Annotated in this window: 17 protein-coding genes; 11 read left to right on the top strand and 6 right to left on the bottom strand. The window is 68.5% G+C overall.

Annotated features, from left to right (window positions below):
- Positions 1 to 18 precede the first annotated feature (18 nt).
- From IAI59_RS21440 to IAI59_RS21490, 11 genes are all read left to right on the top strand, one after another.
- On the top strand, positions 19 to 1,332 hold the full coding sequence (locus IAI59_RS21440; RefSeq protein ID WP_237180374.1) for an MFS transporter: 1,314 nt from the start codon (positions 19 to 21) through the stop codon (positions 1,330 to 1,332).
- A complete protein-coding gene (locus IAI59_RS21445; RefSeq protein WP_207415241.1) occupies positions 1,329 to 2,471 on the top strand; it encodes a mandelate racemase/muconate lactonizing enzyme family protein in 1,143 nt (380 codons plus the stop codon). The genes IAI59_RS21440 and IAI59_RS21445 overlap by 4 nt, the downstream gene beginning before the upstream one ends.
- Before the next feature lie 162 nt (positions 2,472 to 2,633).
- Entirely contained in the window at positions 2,634 to 3,719 is a 1,086-nt protein-coding gene (locus IAI59_RS21450) for a catalase family protein (RefSeq protein WP_207415240.1), read from the top strand.
- A gap of 153 nt (positions 3,720 to 3,872) precedes the next feature.
- On the top strand, positions 3,873 to 4,784 hold the full coding sequence (locus tag IAI59_RS21455; RefSeq protein WP_207415239.1) for an SDR family oxidoreductase: 912 nt from the start codon (positions 3,873 to 3,875) through the stop codon (positions 4,782 to 4,784).
- Between the two features lie 8 nt (positions 4,785 to 4,792).
- A complete protein-coding gene (locus tag IAI59_RS21460; RefSeq protein WP_207415238.1) occupies positions 4,793 to 5,758 on the top strand; it encodes an SMP-30/gluconolactonase/LRE family protein in 966 nt (321 codons plus the stop codon).
- Complete coding sequence (locus IAI59_RS21465; protein WP_207415237.1) at positions 5,755 to 6,903, top strand: L-dopachrome tautomerase-related protein; 1,149 nt, start codon at positions 5,755 to 5,757, stop codon at positions 6,901 to 6,903. Before IAI59_RS21460 ends, IAI59_RS21465 begins: the two co-directional genes overlap by 4 nt.
- 94 nt (positions 6,904 to 6,997) lie before the next feature.
- A complete protein-coding gene (locus IAI59_RS21470) occupies positions 6,998 to 7,990 on the top strand; it encodes a Bug family tripartite tricarboxylate transporter substrate binding protein (protein ID WP_237180373.1) in 993 nt (330 codons plus the stop codon).
- Between the two features lie 173 nt (positions 7,991 to 8,163).
- Positions 8,164 to 9,201: a D-2-hydroxyacid dehydrogenase gene (locus IAI59_RS21475; protein WP_207415236.1), complete on the top strand. Its 1,038-nt coding sequence runs from the start codon at positions 8,164 to 8,166 to the stop codon at positions 9,199 to 9,201.
- Between the two features lie 24 nt (positions 9,202 to 9,225).
- Complete coding sequence (locus IAI59_RS21480) at positions 9,226 to 10,761, top strand: ABC transporter substrate-binding protein (RefSeq protein ID WP_207415235.1); 1,536 nt, start codon at positions 9,226 to 9,228, stop codon at positions 10,759 to 10,761.
- 181 nt (positions 10,762 to 10,942) lie between these two features.
- Positions 10,943 to 12,046: a glycosyltransferase family 2 protein gene (locus IAI59_RS21485; protein WP_207415518.1), complete on the top strand. Its 1,104-nt coding sequence runs from the start codon at positions 10,943 to 10,945 to the stop codon at positions 12,044 to 12,046.
- Complete coding sequence (locus IAI59_RS21490) at positions 12,043 to 13,767, top strand: hypothetical protein (protein WP_207415234.1); 1,725 nt, start codon at positions 12,043 to 12,045, stop codon at positions 13,765 to 13,767. Before IAI59_RS21485 ends, IAI59_RS21490 begins: the two co-directional genes overlap by 4 nt.
- A 4-nt stretch (positions 13,768 to 13,771) precedes the next feature.
- Here the strand turns inward: IAI59_RS21490 and IAI59_RS21495 are convergent, their stop codons facing one another.
- The 6 genes from IAI59_RS21495 to IAI59_RS21520 are packed head-to-tail and all read right to left on the bottom strand — an operon-like array spanning position 13,772 to position 21,749.
- Positions 13,772 to 15,178, bottom strand: a complete 1,407-nt coding sequence (locus IAI59_RS21495) for an FAD-dependent oxidoreductase (RefSeq protein ID WP_207415233.1) — start codon at positions 15,176 to 15,178, stop codon at positions 13,772 to 13,774.
- A complete protein-coding gene (locus tag IAI59_RS21500; RefSeq protein ID WP_207415232.1) occupies positions 15,175 to 15,789 on the bottom strand; it encodes a cysteine hydrolase family protein in 615 nt (204 codons plus the stop codon). The genes IAI59_RS21495 and IAI59_RS21500 overlap by 4 nt, the downstream gene beginning before the upstream one ends.
- Complete coding sequence (locus tag IAI59_RS21505; protein WP_207415231.1) at positions 15,786 to 17,840, bottom strand: hydantoinase/oxoprolinase family protein; 2,055 nt, start codon at positions 17,838 to 17,840, stop codon at positions 15,786 to 15,788. Before IAI59_RS21505 ends, IAI59_RS21500 begins: the two co-directional genes overlap by 4 nt.
- A complete protein-coding gene (locus IAI59_RS21510) occupies positions 17,837 to 19,483 on the bottom strand; it encodes a hydantoinase B/oxoprolinase family protein (protein WP_207415230.1) in 1,647 nt (548 codons plus the stop codon). The genes IAI59_RS21505 and IAI59_RS21510 overlap by 4 nt, the downstream gene beginning before the upstream one ends.
- On the bottom strand, positions 19,480 to 20,355 hold the full coding sequence (locus IAI59_RS21515) for an isocitrate lyase/PEP mutase family protein (RefSeq protein ID WP_207415229.1): 876 nt from the start codon (positions 20,353 to 20,355) through the stop codon (positions 19,480 to 19,482). The genes IAI59_RS21510 and IAI59_RS21515 overlap by 4 nt, the downstream gene beginning before the upstream one ends.
- The gene (locus tag IAI59_RS21520; protein ID WP_207415228.1) at positions 20,352 to 21,749 is read right to left on the bottom strand and encodes an MmgE/PrpD family protein; all 1,398 of its coding nucleotides are present in this window, start codon (positions 21,747 to 21,749) and stop codon (positions 20,352 to 20,354) included. The genes IAI59_RS21515 and IAI59_RS21520 overlap by 4 nt, the downstream gene beginning before the upstream one ends.

Consider the following 21,749-nt stretch of genomic DNA (forward strand, 5'->3'; position numbering starts at 1 on the left):
GTGACCGGAGGAAACACCTTGGACAACCGACCCGACATCATCAGCAAGGCGGCATGGCGCATCCTGCCGATCCTGATGATCTGCTACTTCGCGGCATTCCTGGACCGCGTGAACATCGGCTTCGCGGCCTTGACCATGAACCAGGACCTCGGCTTCTCCGCCTCCGTCTTCGGGTTCGGCGCCGGCATCTTCTTTCTGGGCTACATCCTGTGCGAGCTGCCGAGCAACCTGCTGCTGGTGCGCTTCGGCGCGCGCATCTGGATCGCGCGCATCCTGATCACCTGGGGCATCCTGTCGGCGGCCACCGCCTTTGTGTGGAGCCCGCTGAGCTTCTACGCGGTGCGCGTGCTGCTGGGCGCCGCCGAGGCCGGCTTCTTTCCCGGCATGATCTTCTACATGACGCTGTGGTTTCCGCGCGAATACCGCGCCCGCATGTTCGCCACCTTCAACATCGCGGTGCCGCTGTCTTCCATGATCGGTGCCCCGGTGTCGGGGCTGATCATCGAGCACATGAACGGGCTGCACGGGCTGGCCGGCTGGCAGTGGATGTTCGTGCTGGAAGCCCTGCCGGCGGTGGTGATGGGCATCGTGGTGCTGCTGGCGCTGCCGGAAAGCCCGCGCACCGCGGCTTTTCTCGCACCGGACGAGCGCGCTTGGCTGGCTGGCCGGCTGGATGCCGAGCGGGCCACCCGGGAAACCCGGGAACGCTTCACCATCCGCCGCGCGCTGTTCGACCCGCGCGTGCTGCTGATGTGCATGATCGCCGTCGGGCTGGTGATGGGCACCACCGGCATCGCGATCTGGATGCCGCAGTTCGTGCGCAGCTTCGGCCTTTCCACCGTGCAGACCGGTTTCGTGACCGCCATTCCCTCGGCCTTCATGGCGCTGGCGATGATCGTGGTGGGCCGTCACGCGGACAAGACGGGCGAGCGTGTGTGGCACGCCGCCGGCCCCTTTCTGGTGAGCGCGGCAGGCTTCGTGCTGGCGGCCATGAGCAGCAGCCCGACCCTGGCGCTGGTCGGGCTGACGATCGGGGCGGCGGGCATCGGCGGCGCCTCGCCCAACATCTGGATCTTTCCGACCACCCTGCTCACCGGCGCCGCGGCGGCGGCCGGCATCGCGCTGATCAATTCCGTGGGCAGCACCGGCGGCTTCTTCGGCCCCAGCATCATCGGCTGGATGCGCGATGCCACTGGCGGCTTCGCTGGCGCACAGCTCGTGCTGGCGGCGGTCATGGCAGCCACCGCCTGCGCCATCCTGATCCTCGGCGGCACCATGCGCGAGATGATGCGCCGCCCCGCCGGCCCGAATTCCCTGGAGGCCCGCCCGTGAGCGTGACCGCAATCCGCCTGTTCCACCTGTCGGCGCAGTTGCCGGAAACCATCGGCAACGCGCTGGTCTTCTTTGACCGCCGCGACACGCTGATGGTGGAGGTGGTGGATTCCTCCGGCCTGTCCGGCTGGGGGGAAACCTGGGCAACGCCGGCGGCGGCGGCGGCCGTGATCGAGACACAGCTGGCGCCGCTGGTTCTGGGCCAGGACCCGGCCCACACGGGGCGGCTGTGGCACAGCATGCGCGACGCCGCCGGCGCCGACACGCAGGGCACCGCCATCACCGCCGTGGCGGCGCTGGACATGGCGCTGCACGACCTGGCGGCGCGGCTGCGCGGGGTGCCCTTGTCCACCCTGCTCGGCGGCGCTTTGCGCGACCGCGTGCCGGCCTATGCCAGCGGGCCGTTCTTTAAGCCGCACGGCCATCCCTACCGCGACTTCGAGCGGGACGCGGAAGGCTATCTGCGTGCCGGCTTCCGCGCCATCAAGCTGCGGTCAGGCTTCCGCCCCGCCGATGATGCCGCGACCGCCATTGCCATCCGCCGGCTGATGGGCCCGGACGGCACGCTGATGCTGGACTTCAACCAGTCCTATACCCCGCGCGCCGCCCTGGCCGCCGCCGCGCGGATGGCCGAGGCGGAGCTGCTGTGGATCGAGGAGCCAGCCGTGCCGGAGGACCTCGCCGGGTACCGCATGTTGTCCTCGCGGCTGCTGCCGGCGCTGGCGGGGGGCGAGACCTATGGCAGCGCCTCCCAGTTCCTGCCTTTTCTGGAAGCCGGCTGCATGGACGTGCTGCAGCCCGACATCGCCATCTGCGGCGGGCTGACCGGCACCGGCCGCGTGGCAGCGCTAGCCGAGCTGTTCGAGCGCCCGGTGGTGCCGCATGTCTGGGGCGGCACGGTGAATTTCCACGCCGCCCTGCACCTGACCGCGACCTTGCCCGCGCAGCGCGGCGGCGCGGTGGCCTTTCCGCTGCTGGAATTCGATGCCGGACCCAATCCGCTGCTCGACCTCGCCGGGCGGCCGGCGCTGGGCGCCGACGGCACGGTGGCCGTGCCCGACGGTCCCGGACTGGGGATCGAGATCCGGCCTGACATGCTGGCACCCTGGACCCGCTGGCATCGCAGCCTCGGCGCGTGACCGGCGCGCCCGCCTGCGGGGCTGCCGGGCGCTTCGTGATCGCGCCGCGCCGGAGGGTGGAAACGAGAAGGCCTGTTCGGGATTTAAATGCCCAGCGGCGCGGTGCCGGGGCCGAGCATGGCCTCCGGTGGTGGCGTGAAGGCCGCCAACCTGGAGAAGACAATGACCCCTGCCCAGCCAGTGCGCTTTTCCGCCGATGTCGAGGACGTGCGACCCGACGAGCGGGAAACCATCGAGGGCCTGAACCAGACCTTCGACAAGATCCTCAATACCACCGCCAAGGATTACGGCCACGCCGTCCGCTCCGTGCACGCCAAGGCGCATGGCATTCTGGAAGGCCGGATGCGCATCGCCGAGGGCCTGCCGCCTGAACTGGCGCAGGGGCTGTTCAGCAAGCCGGGCGAGCACAAGGTCCTGCTGCGGATCTCGACCAATGCCGGCGACATCCTGCCGGACGCCATTTCCCTGCCACGCGGCGTGGCGCTCAAGGTGCTGGACGTGGAAGGCGAACGGCTGCCGGGTGCCAAGGGCACCACGCAGGACTTCATCATGGTCAACGGACCGGTGTTCCAGGCCAAGACCGCCGACAAGTTCCTCGGCAACCTGAAGATGCTGGCCTCCACCACGGACCGCATGGAGGGCACCAAGACCGTGGTGTCCAGCGTGATGCGCGGTGTCAACACGGCGCTGCAGGCGGTGGGCATCGAGAGCACCAAGATAGCCTCGCTCGGCGGCGCGCCGAATGTCGACCCGCTGGGCGAGACCTATTACAGCGTCACGCCGTTCCGCTACGGCGACTACATCGCGAAGTTCAGCCTCGCTCCCGTCGCACCCGCCCTGCTGGCGCGCAAGGACCAGGAAATCGACGCCAAGGACCGCCCGGATGCCATTCGCGAAACGCTGCGCGATGAGATGCGGGACATCGACGGCGTCTGGGAATTCCGCGTGCAGCTGTGCCGCGACCTGGAGAAACAGCCGATCGAGGACCCCACCGTGCAATGGGACGAGGCGGAAGCCCCGTTCCAGACGGTCGCCACCATCACCGTGCCGCGCCAGGACAGCTGGGACAGCGCGCGCGTGCAGGAGGTGGACGAGCGCATGCATTTCATGGTCTGGACAGGGCTCGCGGCGCACAGGCCCCTCGGCAACATCAACCGCGCGCGCAAGGATACCTACCAGCATTCCGCCGACTTCCGGGCCGGCTTCAACCGTTGCCCCATGCACGAGCCAGGCGGCACCAACGGCTGAGCCTATTGCGCGCCCCGCCGGCATCAGGCGGGGCGCATTCGCTACGCGATCGCGACATCTTCCGCCTGCGAGCAACAAACTCGCCGATCGCCGCGTTCCTGCTCCACGGGTGCGCGGCATGGTGGCGTGGGCCCGAAGCCAGGAGCCTTCGCCATGAGCGGCAGCAGCAGCAACACCGATCCCTACCGCATGCGCGACCCGCGCAAGCAGTATCCCCAGCCGCCCTTCCCCCGCCAGCCGCAGGGCGCACCCGGCGACGTGCACCGCATGGACCCCGCGCCCGACCACGGCGAGCAGAGCTACCGCGGCGCTGGCCGCCTGCCCGGCCGCAAGGCTCTGGTGACCGGCGCCGATTCCGGCATCGGCCGCGCCGCCGCCATCGCCTTCGCGCGGGAAGGCGCCGACGTGGCACTGGTGTTCCTGCCGTCCGAGGAACAGGACGCGCGCGAGGTCGCCCGCCTGATCGAGGCTGCGGGGCGAAAGGCCGTGCTCCTGCCGGGCGACATGAAGGATGAAGCCTTCTGCCAGCGGATGGTGGCAGACGCGGTGCAACAGCTTGGCGGGCTGGACATTCTGGTCAACAACGCCGGCAAGCAGACGGCCGTGAAGGACATTGCCGAGCTGACGACCGAGCAGTTCGACGCCACCTTCAAGACCAATGTCTATGCGATGTTCTGGATCACCAAGGCAGCGTTGCCGCATATGCCGGCCGGCGCCGCGATCATCAACACCACGTCGATCCAGGCGATGCAGCCCTCGCCGACGCTGCTGGACTACGCGCCCACCAAGGCGGCGATCATGAACTTCACCAAGGCGCTGGCCAAGCAGGTCGCCGAGAAGGGCATTCGCGTGAATGCCGTGGCGCCCGGCCCGTTCTGGACACCGCTGCAGCCTTCCGGCGGCCAGCCGCAGGAGAAGATCGAGGAATTCGGCAGCGAAACGCTGCTGGGCCGCCCTGGCCAGCCGGCCGAGCTCGCCGCCGCCTACGTGCTTCTGGCCTCGCAGGAAGCCAGCTACATGACGGGCGAGGTGATCGGCGCGACCGGCGGCATGACGCCTTACTGAGCCGCGCCGTGCCGCACTCCCTTGCGCGCCGGCTGCTGCTGCGCGGCGTCGCCTCCAGCTTGTTGGTGGGCGGCGCCGCGAGGGCGCTGCGCGCGGCGCCGTTGCCCGGCATCGTCGCGCCCGGTGCGGTGCTGCTGCCGGTCTACGACGACGGCCGCTGGTGCGAGGGGCCAGCCTGGGACAGCCGCAACGGGCGGCTAGTGTTCAGCGACGTGCGCGCCGACCGGCTGATGCAGCTGGCCGCCGGCGAGCCCGCCCGCATCCGGCGCAGCCCTTCCAACAATGCCAACGGCAATGCCTTCGACCGGCAAGGCCGCCTGGTAAGCTGCGAGCACCGTGGCCGGCGCCTGGTGCTTGAGGAAGCCGACGGCAGCCTGTCCGTGCTCGCCGACCGGTTCGATGGCCGCCCGCTGAATTCGCCCAACGACCTCGCCGTCGCGGCGGATGGAGCCATCTGGTTCACCGACCCGACCTTCGGGCTGGAGCAGCCGGAAGAAGGGCGCATGGCGCGGCCGGAGCAGCCGGGCCGCTTTGTGTTCCGCCTGGATCCGGGCGGCCGCCTGGACAAGGTGGCCGATAGCTTCGAGCAGCCCAACGGCATTGTCTTTTCGCCTGACGGCAGCCGCCTCTACGTCAGCGACACCAGCGCCGCACAGGGCCGTGAAGGCAAGCGCGAGATCCGGGTCTTCGATGTGCGCGACGGCCTACGGCTGACGAATGAGCGCCCGTTCGCCCGCGTCGCCGCTGGCGTGCCGGACGGGCTGGCGATGGACGCGGAGGGGCGGCTCTTCGCAGCCACCGACGGGGGCGCCATGATCTGGAACCCGGACGGCACGCCCGCCGGGCTTATCCCGACGCCCGCCCCCTGCGCCAACCTTGCCTTCGGCGGCGCGGACGGTCGCTGGCTGTTTCTGTGCAACGGCACGCATATCCATCGCATCACGCTGCTGACCAGGGGAGCATCATGGGCATGACACGCAAGGGCATCGCGCGGCGCGGGCTGCTGGCGGCGGCGGGCGGGGGCACGGCCATCGCGGCCCTGCCCCCCGCCCCCGCGGGGGCCCAGGCGGCCCCGGCACAGGGGGGGCCGCTGGAACTGTTCCGCATGGCCGCGGCGCCGACCACGCCCACCGGCCTCGCCTTGTCCCGCGACGGGCGCATGTTCCTGTTCATGCCCCGGTTTGACGACAAGACGGTGTATTCGGTGGGTGAGGTGGCCGAGGATGGCAGCGTCCGCCCCTGGCCGGACGAGGCCACCAACCGCCCCGACCCGAAGCGCCCGCAGGACACCTTCTTCCACATCCCGAACGGCGTGTTCGACGCCGAGGACCGGCTGTGGGTGCTGGATGCCGGCCTGATGGCCTCTTCCGGCCCGCCGGTGCCCGGGGCGCCCAAGCTGATGTGCTTCGACCTCGGCAGCGGGCGGGTGATGCGCACCATCTTGCTCGGCCCCGCCGTGGAACCCACTTCCTCGCTCAACGACCTGCGGGTGGATGCGCGGGGCGCCTTCATCACCGACCAGGGGCAGGACGGCCAGGGTGCGGTGATCGCGGTTGACCTGGCCAGCGGGCGCGTGACGCGGCGGCTGGCGCGGCATTCCAGTACCGCCTCCGTCAAGGGCGTGCTGAAGTTGGTGGAAGGCCAGCCGGTGCGGCAACGGCGGCCGGATGGCGGCAGCAGCGAGGTGCAGGGCGGCGCTAATGGCATCGCGCTGTCGGCGGATGGTGAAACGCTGTTCTACGCCCCGCTGATGGGCCGCCGGCTTTATGCCGTGCCCACCGCCACGCTGCTGGACCCTCAGGCGGATGACGCCGCCGTCGCGGCGGCGGTGGAGGACCTGGGCGAAAAGGGCCTGACTGGCGGGCTGACCGCCGATGCGGCGGGGCGGGTCTACCTGACGTGGCAGGAATTCAACGCCATCGGCGTCCGGCATCCGGACGGGCGCTTCGAACAGCTGGGAAGCGACCCACGGCTGATCTGGCCGGATACCTTCCAGATCCGCGATGGCTGGCTCTACGTCAATTCGGCGCAGGTCAACCGGCGGGGCAGCTTCAATGGCGGGATCGACCGGCAGCAGCCGCCCTATGCGGTATTCCGCATGCGGCTCCCGGCCGGTTAACAGGTGGCAGATGGAGGGCGATAGGACAGCCGGCCTGACTTGATCGGGCCGCCGGAACGGCGGAAGAGCGCGGCCGCACTTCTGGAGTCTGCCCATGTCGCGTTCCATGGCCCGCCGCGATTGGCTGGGCGCCGGCCTCGCCCTGGCCGGTGCGGCCGCCCTGCCCCGCACCGCCCGCGCCAGCGGAGCCTGGCCCAACCGCCCCGTGCGGCTGCTGATCCCGTTTCCGCCCGGACAGGCCACGGACACCATCCTGCGCTACCTGGCGGACGAGCTGTCGCGCCGTTGGCCGCAACGCATCGTGGTAGACAACCGGGCGGGCGGCGCGGGCGTGGTGGGCATGGAGGCTGGCGCGCGCTCGGTGCCCGATGGCTACACGCTGGTGGCTTCCACCAGCGGCACCAATGGCATCAACCCCAGCATCATCCCCAGCCTGCCCTATGACGCGGTGAAGGATTTCACCTACGTCACCACGGTGTTCACCGTGCCGCTGATGATCGTGGCGCATCCGTCCTTCGCGCCCAACAGCGTTGCCGAACTGCTGGCTGCAGCCAAGGCAGACCCGGGCGGCATCAACTACGGCAGCGGCGGTCCGGGCACCTCGCAGCACCTGTCGGCCGAAATGTTCTGCAGCCAGGCGGGTGTGACGCTTACGCACGTTCCCTACAAGGGCTCGGGCCCCGCGATGACGGACCTGATCGCGGGCAACATCCCTATCATGTTCGACAGCGTGGCCAGCGCGCTGCCGCATATCCAGGGCGGGCGCATCAAGCCGATCGGCGTCACCTCCGCCGCGCGGGCGCCGCAGCTCCCGGCGGTGCCGGCGATCGGCGAAACGCTGTCAGGTTACGAGGCCATCGGCTGGGGCGGGCTGTGCGTGCCGTCCGCCACGCCGCGCGCGGTGGTGGAGCGTGTCAACACGGATGTCACCGCCCTGCTGCGGGAGCCGCGCATCGTGGCGCGCATGCAGGAGCTGGGCGGCACCGCCGCGCCGCAAAGCATCGAGGCCGCCAATGCCTTCGTGGCCAGCGAGATCCGCAAATGGGGCGAGGTGGCGCGCGCCGCAGGCGTGAAGCTGGAGGGCTGACACCCGGGCCGGGTGATCTGTGCGCAAGCGCAAGATTCGTCCGCCCGGCCCCTTCCCCCGCCGCGCGAATCAGCGGACCATGCAATGGCGGCGCTCAGGCTCCGCCAAGCACAGGAGCCGTTCATGGTCGAGTTCGCCGCCGTAGTCCCACGATGTCCGGTGGAGCAAGGGGCGTGAGCCAGCGGCAAACGGTGGTCATTGCCTCGCCGCTGGAGGCCGGGCACGTGGACAGGCTGCGCGCCCTGGCGCCCGACCGGCTGGACGTGCTGTTTGAACCGTCGCTGCTGCCGCCCGTGCGCTACGTCGCGGACCACAAGGGTGCGCCCTTCACACGTGACGCCGCGCAGCAGCAGGCGTGGCAGGCGCTGCTGGCGCGGGCCGACATCCTGTGGGACTTCCCGCCCGCCGATTTGCTGGACATCATGCCCCGCCTGCGCTGGATCCAGGCCACCAGCACCGGCGTCGGCCCCACCGCCGCCAAGCTGCGCCTGGCCGAGCATGGCATCACCGTGACCACCGCGCGCGGCGTACATGCCGGGCCGCTGGCGGAATGGGTGTTCATGGCGCTGCTGCAGCACGTGCGTGGCCTGGACCACCTGCGGCGGGAGCAGGCTGCGCATCGTTGGACACGCTATTGCGGCGAGGACTTGGCCGGGCGCCGGCTGCTGCTGATCGGCGCCGGTGACCTGGCGCGCGGCTGCGCCCGCATCGGCAAGGCCATGGATATGGAGGTGGTGGCGCTGGCCCGCCGGCCGGAACGCGAGCGTGGTCACGCCGCGCTGTTCGACCGCGTCGCCCCCGTGTCCGACCTTCTGGATGAGTTGCGGCAGGCGGATGCCGTGGTGGTCACGGTGCCGCAGACGCCCGAAACGGAAGGGATGTTCAATGCCGCGGCCTTCGCCGCCATGCGGCCTGGCGCGGCCTTCGTGAATATCGGCCGCGGCGCGGTGGTGGACCAACCGGCGCTGTGCGCAGCCTTGCAGCGCGGGCAGGTTGGCTTCGCCGCGCTGGACGTGACGGAGCCGGAGCCGCTGCCGCCGGAAGACCCGCTGTGGTCCATGCCGAACGTGCTGATCAGCCCACATTCAGCCAGCACCGTATCGCGCGAGAATGCGCGCATCACCGCCATCTTCATCGACAACCTACGCTGCTGGCTGGACGGCCGGCCCCAGGCGATGCGCAACATCCTGGAACCCGGCCAGCTCTACTGACCGCCCCTCAGAGGAAATTAAGCGATGACGCTGCTGCCCCGGCTGGCCCTTGGCCTGTCCCTGCTGCTGGCCGGCCCCGCCATGGCGCAGACGCTGCGCATCGGCATCCAGTCGCCGCCGAGCACGCTGGACCCCCACTGGCTGCTGAACCTGTCCAACACCGGCGCGCTGCGCAACATCTACGAGACGCTGGTGGCGCGCGACGCGCAAATGCAGTTGAAGCCCGGCCTCGCACTATCCTGGCAGCCGGTGGACGAGACGACGTGGGAGTTCCGACTGCGCCCCGGCGTGCGCTTCCATGATGGCTCGCCCTTCACGGCGGCCGATGTCGCGGCCTCCTTCCAGCGCGTGCCCAACGTGGCGGGCAATCCCAACCCCTACACCATCTACCTCGCGGGCGTCGCGGGGGTGGATGTGGTGGACGACCTGACCCTGCGCATCCGCACCAACGGCCCGCTGCCGATCCTGCCCACCAACCTGACGCAGGTCTTCATCGTGCCGCGCTCGGTAGCTGAGAAGGGTAATGCCGAATTTAACGCCGGCACCGCCGCCATCGGCACCGGGCCTTTCCGGGTATCAAGCTGGTCCACCAGCGCGCCCCTGGTGATGCGCCGCAACGACGACTGGTGGGGCGGCGCCGTGCCATGGGAGGGCGCCTCGCTGGTGCCGATCCCGGTGGATAGCGCGCGCGTCGCGGCGCTGATCGCGGGCGATGTGGACTTCATCAACAACGTGCCGTTGCAGGACGCGCCTCGCATCCGCGATGACCGCCGGCTCGCGCTGTTCGATGGTCCTTCCGTCTACGCCGTCAACCTGTACATGGATGTGGAGCGCGCCAATCCGCCGGGCGTGGAAGCCGATGGCCGCAACCCCATGCGCGACGGGCGGGTGCGCCGCGCCATGTCGCTGGCGCTGAACCGCGAGGGCATCGCGCGGCAGGTGATGGAAGGCTATGCCGACCCGACGGACCAGCCCGCGCCGCCCTTCATCTTCGGCGCGCTGCCGGACCGCGCGGTGCCGGCGCAGGACCTTGCCGCCGCCCGCGCGCTGTTGGCGGAGGCGGGCTTCCCACAGGGCTTCGGGCTGAACCTGTTCTGCTCGCCCAACCGCACACCACGCATCTGCCAGGCGATGGCCGCCGTCTGGACGCGCATCGGCATCCGCACCACGGTGGAGGTGGTGCCGCAGGCTACCTTCCTGACCCGCCGCAACAAGCGCGACTACGGCGCTTTCGTCACCGCCTTCGGCTCCCTGACGGGCGAGACCTCCTACCTGCTGGGCTCTCAGCTGCACTCAGTCGGTACGGTACCTGGCCTCGGCACGCTGAACTTCACCGGTCTCGGCACGCCGGAAACCGATGCGATGATTCAGCGCGCACGGGCGACGCTGGACGACACGCAACGCGCCGAGCAGCTACGCGCGCTGATGCGGCGAACGGTGGAGGAGAACCTCATCACCGGCGTCGGCCTGCTGCGCTCGGTCAATGCCGGGCAGGCGCGTTTGACCTACCAAGCACGCGCCGATGAGGAAGTGCTGGCTGTAGAGGTGCGACCATTCTGAAGGACCATCTGGCAACAAGCGGGAGCTTATCGGCGAAGAATGCTGGCCGCAACGGTTTCGCTTATCTTACAAGATAGCGATAATGTTACAAATTGTCATACTTCGATTGGTCTAAGGTGGAGGCTGCATGGAATGCTTGCTTCGCAGCGATGCGAAGCTGGCAAGAGATCTTCGAGTGGAAATGACAGATATTACACCAATCCTTTCCGCTCCCTCCGTATCCATTGTGGTTCCAGCCTTCAATGAAATCGAGGTACTACCCGCATTTCACAGGCGACTGTCAGATGTGATGGGTCGAACCTCCCTGAGCTGGGAGGTCGTCTACGTCAACGACGGGTCGACCGACGGAACACTCGCGGCATTAGAGGTGCTTTGCACCACAGATCCTCGTGTCGCGCTCGTCAACCTAAGCCGGAACTTCGGAAAAGAAATTGCTCTCACCGCTGGCCTTGACCATGCACGTGGAACAGAGGCCATCGTTGTCATCGACGTGGACCTGCAGGATCCACCGGAAGTGATCCCATTGCTGATCGCCGAATGGCGGAGGGGATTCGATGTCGTATATGCCCGACGCCGGATGCGACAGGGTGAGACGTGGCTGAAGAAAGCCACTGCTGCGGCCTTCTATCGTGTCATGCGGCGCGTCAGTGACAAGGTGGAGATCCCAGCTGATACTGGGGATTTTCGTTTGATGAGTAGACGCGCCTTGGAAGCTCTCCTGGCGTTGCGCGAGCGACATCGCTTTATGAAGGGCTTGTTCGCCTGGATTGGATTTCCAACCACTGGCGTACTGTACGACCGGGCCCCACGTGCAGCTGGAACCACCAAGTGGAACTACTGGCATCTCTGGAACTTCAGCCTGGAGGGCTTGACGTCTTTCACAGTCGCACCGCTCAAGGTTGCGACCTACCTTGGCCTCATCACCGCTTTTTTGGCCGCCTGCTACGGAGCAATCATCATCTTCCGCACCGTGGTGTGGGGTAACCCGGTAGCCGGCTACCCAAGCGTCATGGTCGTCGTGCTGATCTTGGGCGGAATTCAACTAGTAACGCTTGGGATTATCGGCGAATACTTGGGCCGTGTATTCAATGAGGTGAAGGCCCGGCCCTTGTACTTGGCCGAACGCTTCCTCCCCAGCCGGTATGATGCCACAGAAAACCCTGGCCTATCCCCGCCGGTCAATGAGAGATCGTTGGATTTGCTCGTACCGCATACACCGCGTCATCCCACGCCGACAGAAACTGCTACCATTCCCTCGAAGCCTCATTCCGATACTGTCGCATGAGCAGGCTTAGGCTTTCCAACCGACCGTTCGCTATCGGCGGCGAAAAATCTCAGTATTTTTGGCCGCTGTTGGTGGTCGTGATCGGCACACTCATCTGTGTCTGGCCACTTCTCGTGTTCGGCTTCCCTGCTGGCGCCTGGGACGTCCGGTTCCATGTGCTGTATGCCGAGGAAGTGCTCCAGGAGATCGGTCAGGGTGTTCTCTTCCCAAGATGGCTGCCAGGACTGAACAATGGCCTAGGCGCACCCACCTTCTTTTATTACGGTCCCGTTCCTTATCTGCTGAGTAGTCTGACAGCCGTGATCGCTTGGTCCCATGACGGGCTGGTCCTCTTGGCGCTGGCGGGAACACTGGTCATGGTGGCGTCGGGCCTCGCCTTTTTTGCTTGGGCGAGGCAGGTCGTGCCGCCATGGCCAGCAGCACTTGGAGCACTCACTTATGGGGCACTCCCTTATCATCTGCTGATGGATCTCTGGACTCGTGCGGCATTTGCCGAGTTCACGGCCTATCTTTGCCTTCCCCTAGTGTTCTTGGCTGCGGATGGCGTCGCGCGCCGCAAATGGTGGGGCATGCTGCTTCTGCCCATAAGCTTTGCTCTACTTATTGCTACGCACATCATCACAGCACTGCTAACGTCCGGAATTCTGGCTTTTTATCTCCTGGCCTGCCGACTCGCTGTTGCCGCACTGTGGCGCATCAGTTGGGCTGCCCTGCTCGGCATCCTTCTGTCAGCGGTATATCTGGTACCAGCTGTCACGCTCCGCTCGGAGGTCAACGTACCGGTCGATATCTTGCCGAATGGCGTATTCCTCGGCAATTCGTTTACCGGCGGCCTGGGTCAGGGATCACGTGCGATCGGTTTGGCCCTTGACCTTATCTGGCTCGCGCAGCTTGCGCTCAATCTTGCCATGCTAGCCGTATTCCTACGCTACCGATTGTCACCGCGGTTTGGCCGGATCTGGAGCGTTTTGACCGTCGGCATGCTGGTCATGATGTCGGTCTGGATGGCACCGGTCTGGCGGCTGCTTCCCATCCTTCAGAATGTCCAGTTCCCGTCGCGCATGCTCGCACTAGCCGATCTGGGTACAGCCATCTCGATAGCCGTGCTCATGGGCTCCATAGGTGCCCGCTGGACCAGGATCGCGATCCCGATGGGGGTGGCACTTTCCATCCTGTTTGGCGCCTCCCAGGCCATACCTGCACTGCAATATGGCAATTTCGATGCCGCTCGCACTCCTTGGCCCATTGTCCGCGCTATACGCACAACTTATGAGACGTTCCGGCCTGTCCACAGCCTTCGCAGGCTGCCTTTTGACCACGAGCCGGATCGCCCGTTTTCCGGGGCTCGATTGGAGGTTTTGGAGCAGCTGGCTAGCGCTGCCGTCGTTTCCTGGACCGCACGAGATATCGTATTCCAAACGATGTCCCCCGTGCCCTTCACGATCGACGTCGCACAGCTCTTTTTCAGTGGCTGGGTCGCGAAAACAGGCGAGCAGAGGCTGCCCGTCAGGCCGTCCCCAGATCTAGGATTGGTGCAAATCGATATTCCGGCAGGTCAACACCAGGTCGCTCTCAAACTTGAGCCGGTGCCGGCAGAGGTGGCGGGATGGTACATCTCCAGCACTGCGATGCTGGTCTGGCTGGTGCAGGCCATCTTTCATTTTCGAAGCCGGGCAAGGTGGCCACTAGCAGGTGGAAGGTCAGGCACCTTTCGCCACTGAAGCATCATTCATTGCGATGACGGGGGCCACCCCCAGCCATGGCGCCCGCGATGCGGCCCATGGCCACCGCTGTCAGCAGCCCGTTGCCCGACAGGTAGCCCTCCGCCCGGCTACCTGACACGCCGCAGGCTGCGCCCCCGGCCGCGAAGAGGTTGGGCAGCGCCGTGCCGTCCGGGCGCAACACGCGGGCTTCCCCATCCGTGGTCAAGCCGCCCTGCGTGTGGAACAGCGCACCTGTGACACGCACGGCGCGAAAGGGCGGCTGCAATGGCGCCACGCCCTCGAAAGCACGGCCGTAGCGGTCCTTCCCCTGCCCCGCCTTACAGCCCTCCACCCGCTCCAGCGTGTCACGCAGCGCGGCGGGGGGCAGACCGGTGGCCTCGGCCAGCGCTTCGATGCTGGGGGCCGAGATGATAGCGCCCGCGGCCTCGGCCTGGCGGAAGTCCTCGAATTGCCGGGCAATGCTGGCGATGCGCTCGTCGAACACCGACCACGCTATGGCGCCGGGCTGGCGCAGCACGCTGGCGGCCTGTTCGGAATAACCGTGGCTTTCGTCGGAAAAGCGCCGGCCTTCCGCGTTCACCTGGATGCCGCCTTCCATAATGGTGGCCCAGGTGATCAGGATGCCGATCGGGTGCGCGACGGAGCCGTGTCCCTGATGGCCGGACAGGTGCCGCGTGCCGGCGCCCAGCGCCTCGCCCCAGAGCAATGCCTCGCCTTGGTTGCCGGGGTGGCCGAAGTACAGCGCGCCGGCCAGCGAGGGTACGTGCCGCGCCACCAGATCCGGATTGCCGCCATAGCCATTGCAGGCCAGCACCAGCGCGTCGCAACCCACCTGCTCCATGCTGCCATCCGGCCGGCGCAGCGCCACGCCGCGGATGCAACCGCCGTCATCGGCGAACAAATCTGTCACCTGCGCATCGCACAGGATGTCGATCCCCGCCTGCTCCACCGCGTTGCGCAGCCGGTCCACCAGTTCCTCGCCGGACCGGCTGGGCAGGCCGTGCATGCGGCAAGCCGAATGGCCGGGGTAGCGGAAGTCGGTGATCACGGAGAAATCCAGCCCGTGACTGTCCGCCAGCCATTCCAGCGTGGGGGCGATGCCTTCCGTCGCGGCACCGACCAGCACCGGGTCCGGCTCGCCATCCGCCTTGCGCATGATGTCGGCGGCGAAGAGGGCGGGGCTGTCCTCTTCCCCTGCCGCCCGCTGCCAGCGGGTGCCCGGGGCCGGGATCAGGCCGGCGGACAGGGCGGTGGAGCCGCGCGGCACGGCGTCGCGCTCCAGGACCAGCACCTCGGCGCCCGCCTCGCCCGCCGCCAGCGCGGCTGTCAGCCCGGCGGCACCGGCGCCGACCACCAGCACGGGCACGGTGAACTCAAAGGCCGCACCGCCGGCGGGCAGGATGCTCATGCGGCGCCGAGCTCCGCCATCGCCTCGGCGATGGTGGCCACGCGGCAGACCGGGCGAAGCGCGGCAATGGCCGTGTCGTGCACCTCGGCGGAAAAAGCGGCGCAGCCGTCGGACAGCACGGTCACGTCGATGTCCCGGACATGCGCTTCCCGGACCGTGGAGGCGACGCCGCCATTGGTCACGATGCCGCCGACGATCAGCCGGCGGATGCCGCTCTTGCGCAGCACCCATTCCAGCCGGGTCATGTAGAAGGCCGAGTAGGCGACCTTCTCGACCAACAGGTCGGCCGGCTGCAACTCGTCCACCAACTGGTGCCCCCAGGCACCGGGCTGGAAATCGCCCTTCCGCAGAAAAGGCCGCAGCGAAAGCAGGTGTGGCGAAACGATGGGCTCGCCACCCTTGCCCGGCACCAGGGTGAACTGTGTGGAAACCACCCAGCCGCCGCTGGCCTGCAGCCCGCGGGCCAGCGGCGCGAGGCGCGCCGGCAGCGCAGCGATGGCCGGCGCCCCCTGCCCGCCACGGGCATAGGCGCCGTCCGGGTGCACGAAGTCGTTCTGCAGGTCGACGATCAGCAGCGCCGTGTCCTGCGGGGGGATGGTCTCCTGGCTCATGCCGCGGCCTCCACGATGACGTTGCCGAGCTCATCCACCCGCGCGGACAGCCCGGGGTCCACCACTGTTGTGGCGTCCGGTTGCTCCAGGATGGCAGGACCCGGAATCACGGCGCCCACCGGCAACTCCAGCCGCGCGAAGATCGCGGCCTCATGCCAGGCGCCAGAGAACCAGACGGGACGCGTGCCCCGCGCCGCCCCTTGGACAGAGGCGCCGGCTTCCGGCGCCAGGGCGCGCAGGTCGAAATGCGGCCGGCGGCCGACGGCGGCGGTGCGCAGGTTGACGATGCGCGCGGCGACACCTGGCAGCAGCCGGCTGAAGGAGGTGCGGTAGCTCTCCTCGAAGGCCCCGCGCACCACCGCTTCCGTCACGCCCGTGGTACCGCCCGACACTGCGACGGGCAGCGGCACGGACACGGTGTGCGTCTGGCCGGCGTAGTGCATGTCCAGCGCGAAGAGGATGTCGATCCGCTCCACCGGCAGTCCGGCCTCGGCCACCACGGCGCGCACCGCCGCAGCCTCGGCCACCATGCGCCGGTCCAGCGCGGCGGCGTCCAGCCCTTCCAGCATCAGGTTCAGCGTCTGCACCTGATCGTGGCGGATATCCGCGATCACGCAGCCAAGGGCGGAAGTGACGCCGGGATAGCGCGGCACCAGCGCCGCCTTGAGGCCCACGTCGCGGATCAGCGCACCGGCATGCAGCGCGCCGCCGCCGCCGAAGGGCACAGCCGCGAAGCGCGACGGGTCGTGCCCGCGCTCGATCGACACCAGCCGGATGGCACCTGCCATGTGGCCGTTGGCGACCCGCAGGATCGCCTCCGCCGCCGCCATGGCGTCGAGCCCCAGTGGCTTGCCCACATGCTCCAGGATGGCGGCCTTGGCGGCCTCCACATCTAGCCGTGCCAGCTTGCCGCCGATGGGGCGCTCCGCGTTGATGCGGCCGAGCACCACGTTGGCATCCGTCAGCGTCGGACGAGTGTTGCCCTGCGCGTAGCAGACGGGGCCGGGGCGGGAGCCGGCACTTTCCGGTCCCACCTGCAGCAGCCCGCCGGCATCGACGCGGGCGATGGAGCCGCCGCCGGCGCCGATGGTAGTGATCTCGATCATCGGCGTGCGGATCACCAGGCCGAAGTCGATGGTGGTCTGCGCCGCCAGCGCGGTTTCCCCGCCCACCACCAGTGAAACATCGAAGGACGTGCCGCCCAGATCACCGGTGATGACGTCCGGGAAGCCCGCCGCGCGGGCGATGGCCGCCGCCGCGATGACGCCGGCCGCCGGGCCCGACAGCGCGGTGCGCACCGGCAGCCGACGCGCGGAGGCCGTGGACATCACGCCGCCGTTGGACTGAACGATGTGGAAGCGGCCGGTGAAGCCGTCGCTTTGCAGCGCGGCGTCCAGCTTGCCGAGGTAGGAGCCCACCACCGGTTGCAGGTAGGCATTCAGCGCGGTGGTGGAGGTGCGCTCGAACTCGCGGATCTCAGGCAGGATCTGGCTGGAACAGGCGATGGTGTCGCCGGTCCAGACCTCGGCCGCCGCCGCCAGGGCCGCCTGCTCGTTGGCCGGGTTGGCATAGGCGTTGATGAAGACGATGGCCAGCGCCTCGGCGCCCTGTGCGATCAGCTGTCGCGCGGCGGCGCGCACCTCCTCCGCATCCACCGGCTCGCGGATCGTGCCGTCGGCCAGCACGCGCTCGCCCACTTCCAGGCGCATGTCGCGGTCCACCACGGGCACGAAGTCGCCCCACAAACCCCAGGTGCGGAGCCGGTCGCGGCGGCGCATCTCCAACACGTCGCGGAAGCCGCGCGTGGTGATCAGCCCGACCCTGGCACCCTTGCGCTCCAGCAGCGCGTTGGTGCCGACGGTCGTGCCGTGCACGACGGAGGCGAGCTGCGACACCGGGCCGAAGGTCCGCAACCCGTCCAGGAAGCCCACTGCCTCGTCGCCGCGGTTGGACGGCACCTTGGCGGTACGGAAGCGCCCTTGCGCCTCATCGAAGCAGAACAGGTCGGTGAAGGTACCGCCGACATCGACCCCAACGATCGTACCGCTCATGCCACGTCTCCCTTCGAGACATAGCCCATGCGGCGGTCGCGCTCGGCGGCCGCCGTGTCACGCGCGGCGGGCTCGCCCCAGCCGCCGCCGCCCGGCGTTTCCAGCCGCACGCGCTGCCCGGCCTTCAGGCGGATGTCGGTGATCTTGCTGACCATGGGCGGGGACTGCTCGCCCTCGTCGCTTTGCCAGGAGAAGCGGTTCAGCGCGGCGCTGCCGCCGCCATGCACGCCGAAGGGCGCAACCTTGCCCCGCTCGCCCAGCAATGACACGCTGGCATCCGTCAGCGCCTCGATCTCGTAGACGGCGCCGAGGCCGCCGCGATGCTGGCCCATGCCGCCGGAATCCGGGCGCAGCGCCCATTGCGTGAACATCACCGGGTAAGCGGCCTCCAGGATCTCCACCGGCGGGATGGTGGCGGTCGAGATCGGGTTGTTGGCGTGGTTGAGACCGTCCGTTTCCGGATTGCCACCGAGTCCGCCACCAAAGAACGAAAACATCACCCAGCGTGAGCCATCGGCGCGGTGGCCGGCCAGCGACAACGCATTGATGGTGCCGAAGGGCGCCGCCGTGGCGCGCGCCGGATCCGCCTTGGCGAGTGCACCGAAGATCACGCCGATCAGCCGCAGCACCGTCTCGGTATAGCCGGCCACGGGCTTGGGCGCCGTGGCGCTGAGCAGCATGCCGTCCGGCACCACGAAGGTGATGGGGCGGAGGCACCCGGCATTGGCCGGCACCTCCGTGAAGACGTGCTTCAGCGCCACGTAGCAGCCGGCGATGGTGGTGGAGCGGGCGATGTTGATCGGCCCCTGTGCCGGCGGCGAGGAACGGGAAAAGTCCAGCACCATGCCGTCGCCCGCGATGGTCAGGTCCAGCGCGATGGTCAGCGGGTCGTCAGTGATGCCGTCGTTGTCCAGCACGTCCTCGAACGAATAGGTGCCGTCCGGCAGGCTGGCGATGGCGGCGCGCATCAGCGCCTCGGCGCGGGCCGAGAAGGCGGTGAAGGCCTCGGCCACCAGCGCCTCACCATGCTCGTCGATCAGCGCGGCCACGCGCTTCTCGCCGAGGTCCAGCGCGTTGAGCTGGCCGTTCAGGTCGCCCCAGTTGGAGGTGGGCACGCGGGAGTTGGCGGCCAGGATGTCCAGGATGTCCTGGCTGACCACGCCGTCGCGGATCAGCCGCACGGGCGGGATGCGGAAGCCTTCCTGGAAGCTTTCGGTGGCCTTGGGATTGTAGCTGCCTGGCACGTTGCCGCCGACATCCAGCCAGTGCCCGGCCGAGGCCATCCAGCAAAACAACCGCCCCTGGCGGAACACCGGCCGCACCAGCCGCATGTCGTTGAGATGCGTGCCGCCCTCGTAGGGGTCGTTGAACAGGAAGGTATCGCCCTCCCGCAGGTCGCCCTCGCGCGCCACCTTGCTGATCACCGCCTTCACGGCAAAAGCCATGGCGCCGACGAAGATCGGCAGCCCGCTGGTGCCCTGCACCAGGGTCTCGCCGGTTTCCGCGTGGTAGAGGCCGTGGCAGGCGTCCTTGGCCTCGGCGATGATCGGATTGAAGGCGGAGCGGAACAACGTCGCGTCCATCTCGTCCGCGATCTGCTCCAGCCGGCCCTTCAGGATGGCCAGCGTGACGGGATCGATCATTCAGCGGCGCCCTTGAAGGAATCGTAGCTCTGGCCCAGAGCCAGCATCTCCGGCGTGCCGATCAATGCGTTGAGCTGTGTGAAGTCGAACATGCGCTCCGCGAAGGGCGCGTTGCTGCCATTGGCGGCCAGCGAGCGATAGTAATCCTGCGCCGCGCGGGCCAGGGCGCGCACGATGCCGCCGGGAAAGATCACCAGCCGGAAGCCCATGGCACCGAGGTCGTCGGCGGATGAGATCGGCGTGTCGCCGCCCTCCACCATGTTGGCGAGCAAGGGACGCTTGCCCCCGAGGCTTTCCACCACCTTGGCCATCTGCGCGCGGTCGCGCGGGGCCTCCACGAACAAGACGTCGGCGCCCGCCTCGGCATAGAGATGCGCACGGTCCAGCGCGGCGGACAGCCCCTCCACCGCGACTGCGTCGGTGCGGGCGATGATCAGCGTCTCCTCGCTGGCGCGGGCATCGACGGCAGCCTTGACCTTGCCGGCCATCTCGTCTGCCGGGATCAATGCCTTGCCTTGCAGGTGGCCGCAGCGCTTGGGCAGCGTCTGGTCTTCCAATTGAAGCGCGGTCGCGCCCGCCCGCTCGAACATCCGCACGGTGCGCTGGGTGTTGAGCGCGTTGCCGTGGCCGTTGTCCGCATCCACCACCAGCGGCAATGCCACACGGTCTCGGATCAACGCCACGGTCTCGGCCATCTCGGCCATGGACACCAGCCCGATGTCGGGGCGGCCGAGGCGGGTATAGGCGACGGCGGCACCAGAGACGTAGAGCGCCTCGAACCCCGCACCGGCCGCGATGCTCGCGGTCAGCGCGTCGTAGATGCCGGGTGCCACGACGGGGCGCGGCCCTGCCAGCCTTTGCCGGAAGCTCATAGGGATTCTCCTGCCAGCAGCGCATGCAGCGGTGCCAGGGTGGTGGCCGTGCCCAGCGCCATCACCGCCTCCGCCACGCGGGCGGCATGGGCGTGGCCCCAGACGGGGTCGGCCAGCTCATGGAACTTCGCGACGATGTCCGAGGCCGCGAAGGGGTCCTCGGTATCGCCGCGGTTGGTTTCGACGGCAGCCTCGCGGACGGTGCCATCGCGCAACAGCACGCGCAGGCGGGCGGGGCGGAGCCCGGGCAGGCGCGCCGTCAGCGCCGGGTCCTCCCGCACCACCACGCGGGCGGCGAGCGCCAGCGTTTCGGCCTGGTGCAGCGCCGGCTCGCGGAAGGCGGGCACGGTCGCCGCGCCGTGCACGATGCTGGTGGCCAGCGCGAAGGGCAGCGAGAACTTGGCGGACAGCATGTTGCGCGGCTGCGGCAGGTCCAGCTGCGCGGCCCAGACATAGGTATCCACCTCGATCCGCTCGATCGCGGCGGCGTCCAGCGGCGCCTCGGCCTGAAGTGCCGCCAAAGCATCCAGCGCGCCGTGGGTGTAGCGGCAGGCAGCGTGGCGCTTGAAGTAGTTGCGGGCGATCTCCCAGCGCGTGCCGAGATCCTCGACCATGTCTTCCGGCCGGAAGTCCTCGGCGATGATGCCGCCATAGACGGCGCCGACACCATCCGTTTCACCGATGAACCCGGACTGCGCCAGGTCCCAGGCCAGGAGGCCAAGCTGGTTGGACAGGCCGGCATAGCTGTTCCGCACCGTCGCACCTTCCAGCATGGTGCGCCGGCTGGTGGACAGGCCGAAGGAGGAAGCGATGTTCAGCACCTCGCGCATCCGGTCCGCATCCCCTCCGTGCAGCGCGGCCACCGCCAGCGCGGCGCCAACGGTGCCCCAGGTGCCATGCGGGTGCATCGTCACCCGCAGCTTGCTGCTGATGCCGATGCGCGCGCCGATCTCGTAGCCCAGCGCCAGGGCACCCAGCACGGCGGCGCCGGTCGCATCGGGCCGTGCCGCCAGCACCGCCGGCACGACATGGATGCCGGGGTGGCCGCGCGCATACTGGTTGCCTTCGTCCAGCTCCAGCATCGTGCCGGCGGTGCCGTGCGCAAAGGCATTGGCGCCGGGTGCCAGCGATACGCCCCCGCCGATCACCGGCAGGCTGCCAGACTGCGTCGCGGCCAGGCGCGGCAGCAGCACCCGCAACTCCGGCTCCTGCATGCCCGAGGCGATGACGCCGATGCTGTCCAGCAGCACCAGCTTGGCGCGGTCCATGGCTTCCGCCGGCAGATGTGCCGGGCGGAAATCGGCGGCGAAGCGCGACCATTGTTCCAACCAGGGTGGCGTGCCCTGTTGCAACAGCACGGAAGCAGGCTGGACGCCGGGGGTGACGATGCTCAT

The sequence above is a fragment of the Roseomonas haemaphysalidis genome (assembly GCF_017355405.1).
Classification (GTDB): domain Bacteria; phylum Pseudomonadota; class Alphaproteobacteria; order Acetobacterales; family Acetobacteraceae; genus Pseudoroseomonas; species Pseudoroseomonas haemaphysalidis.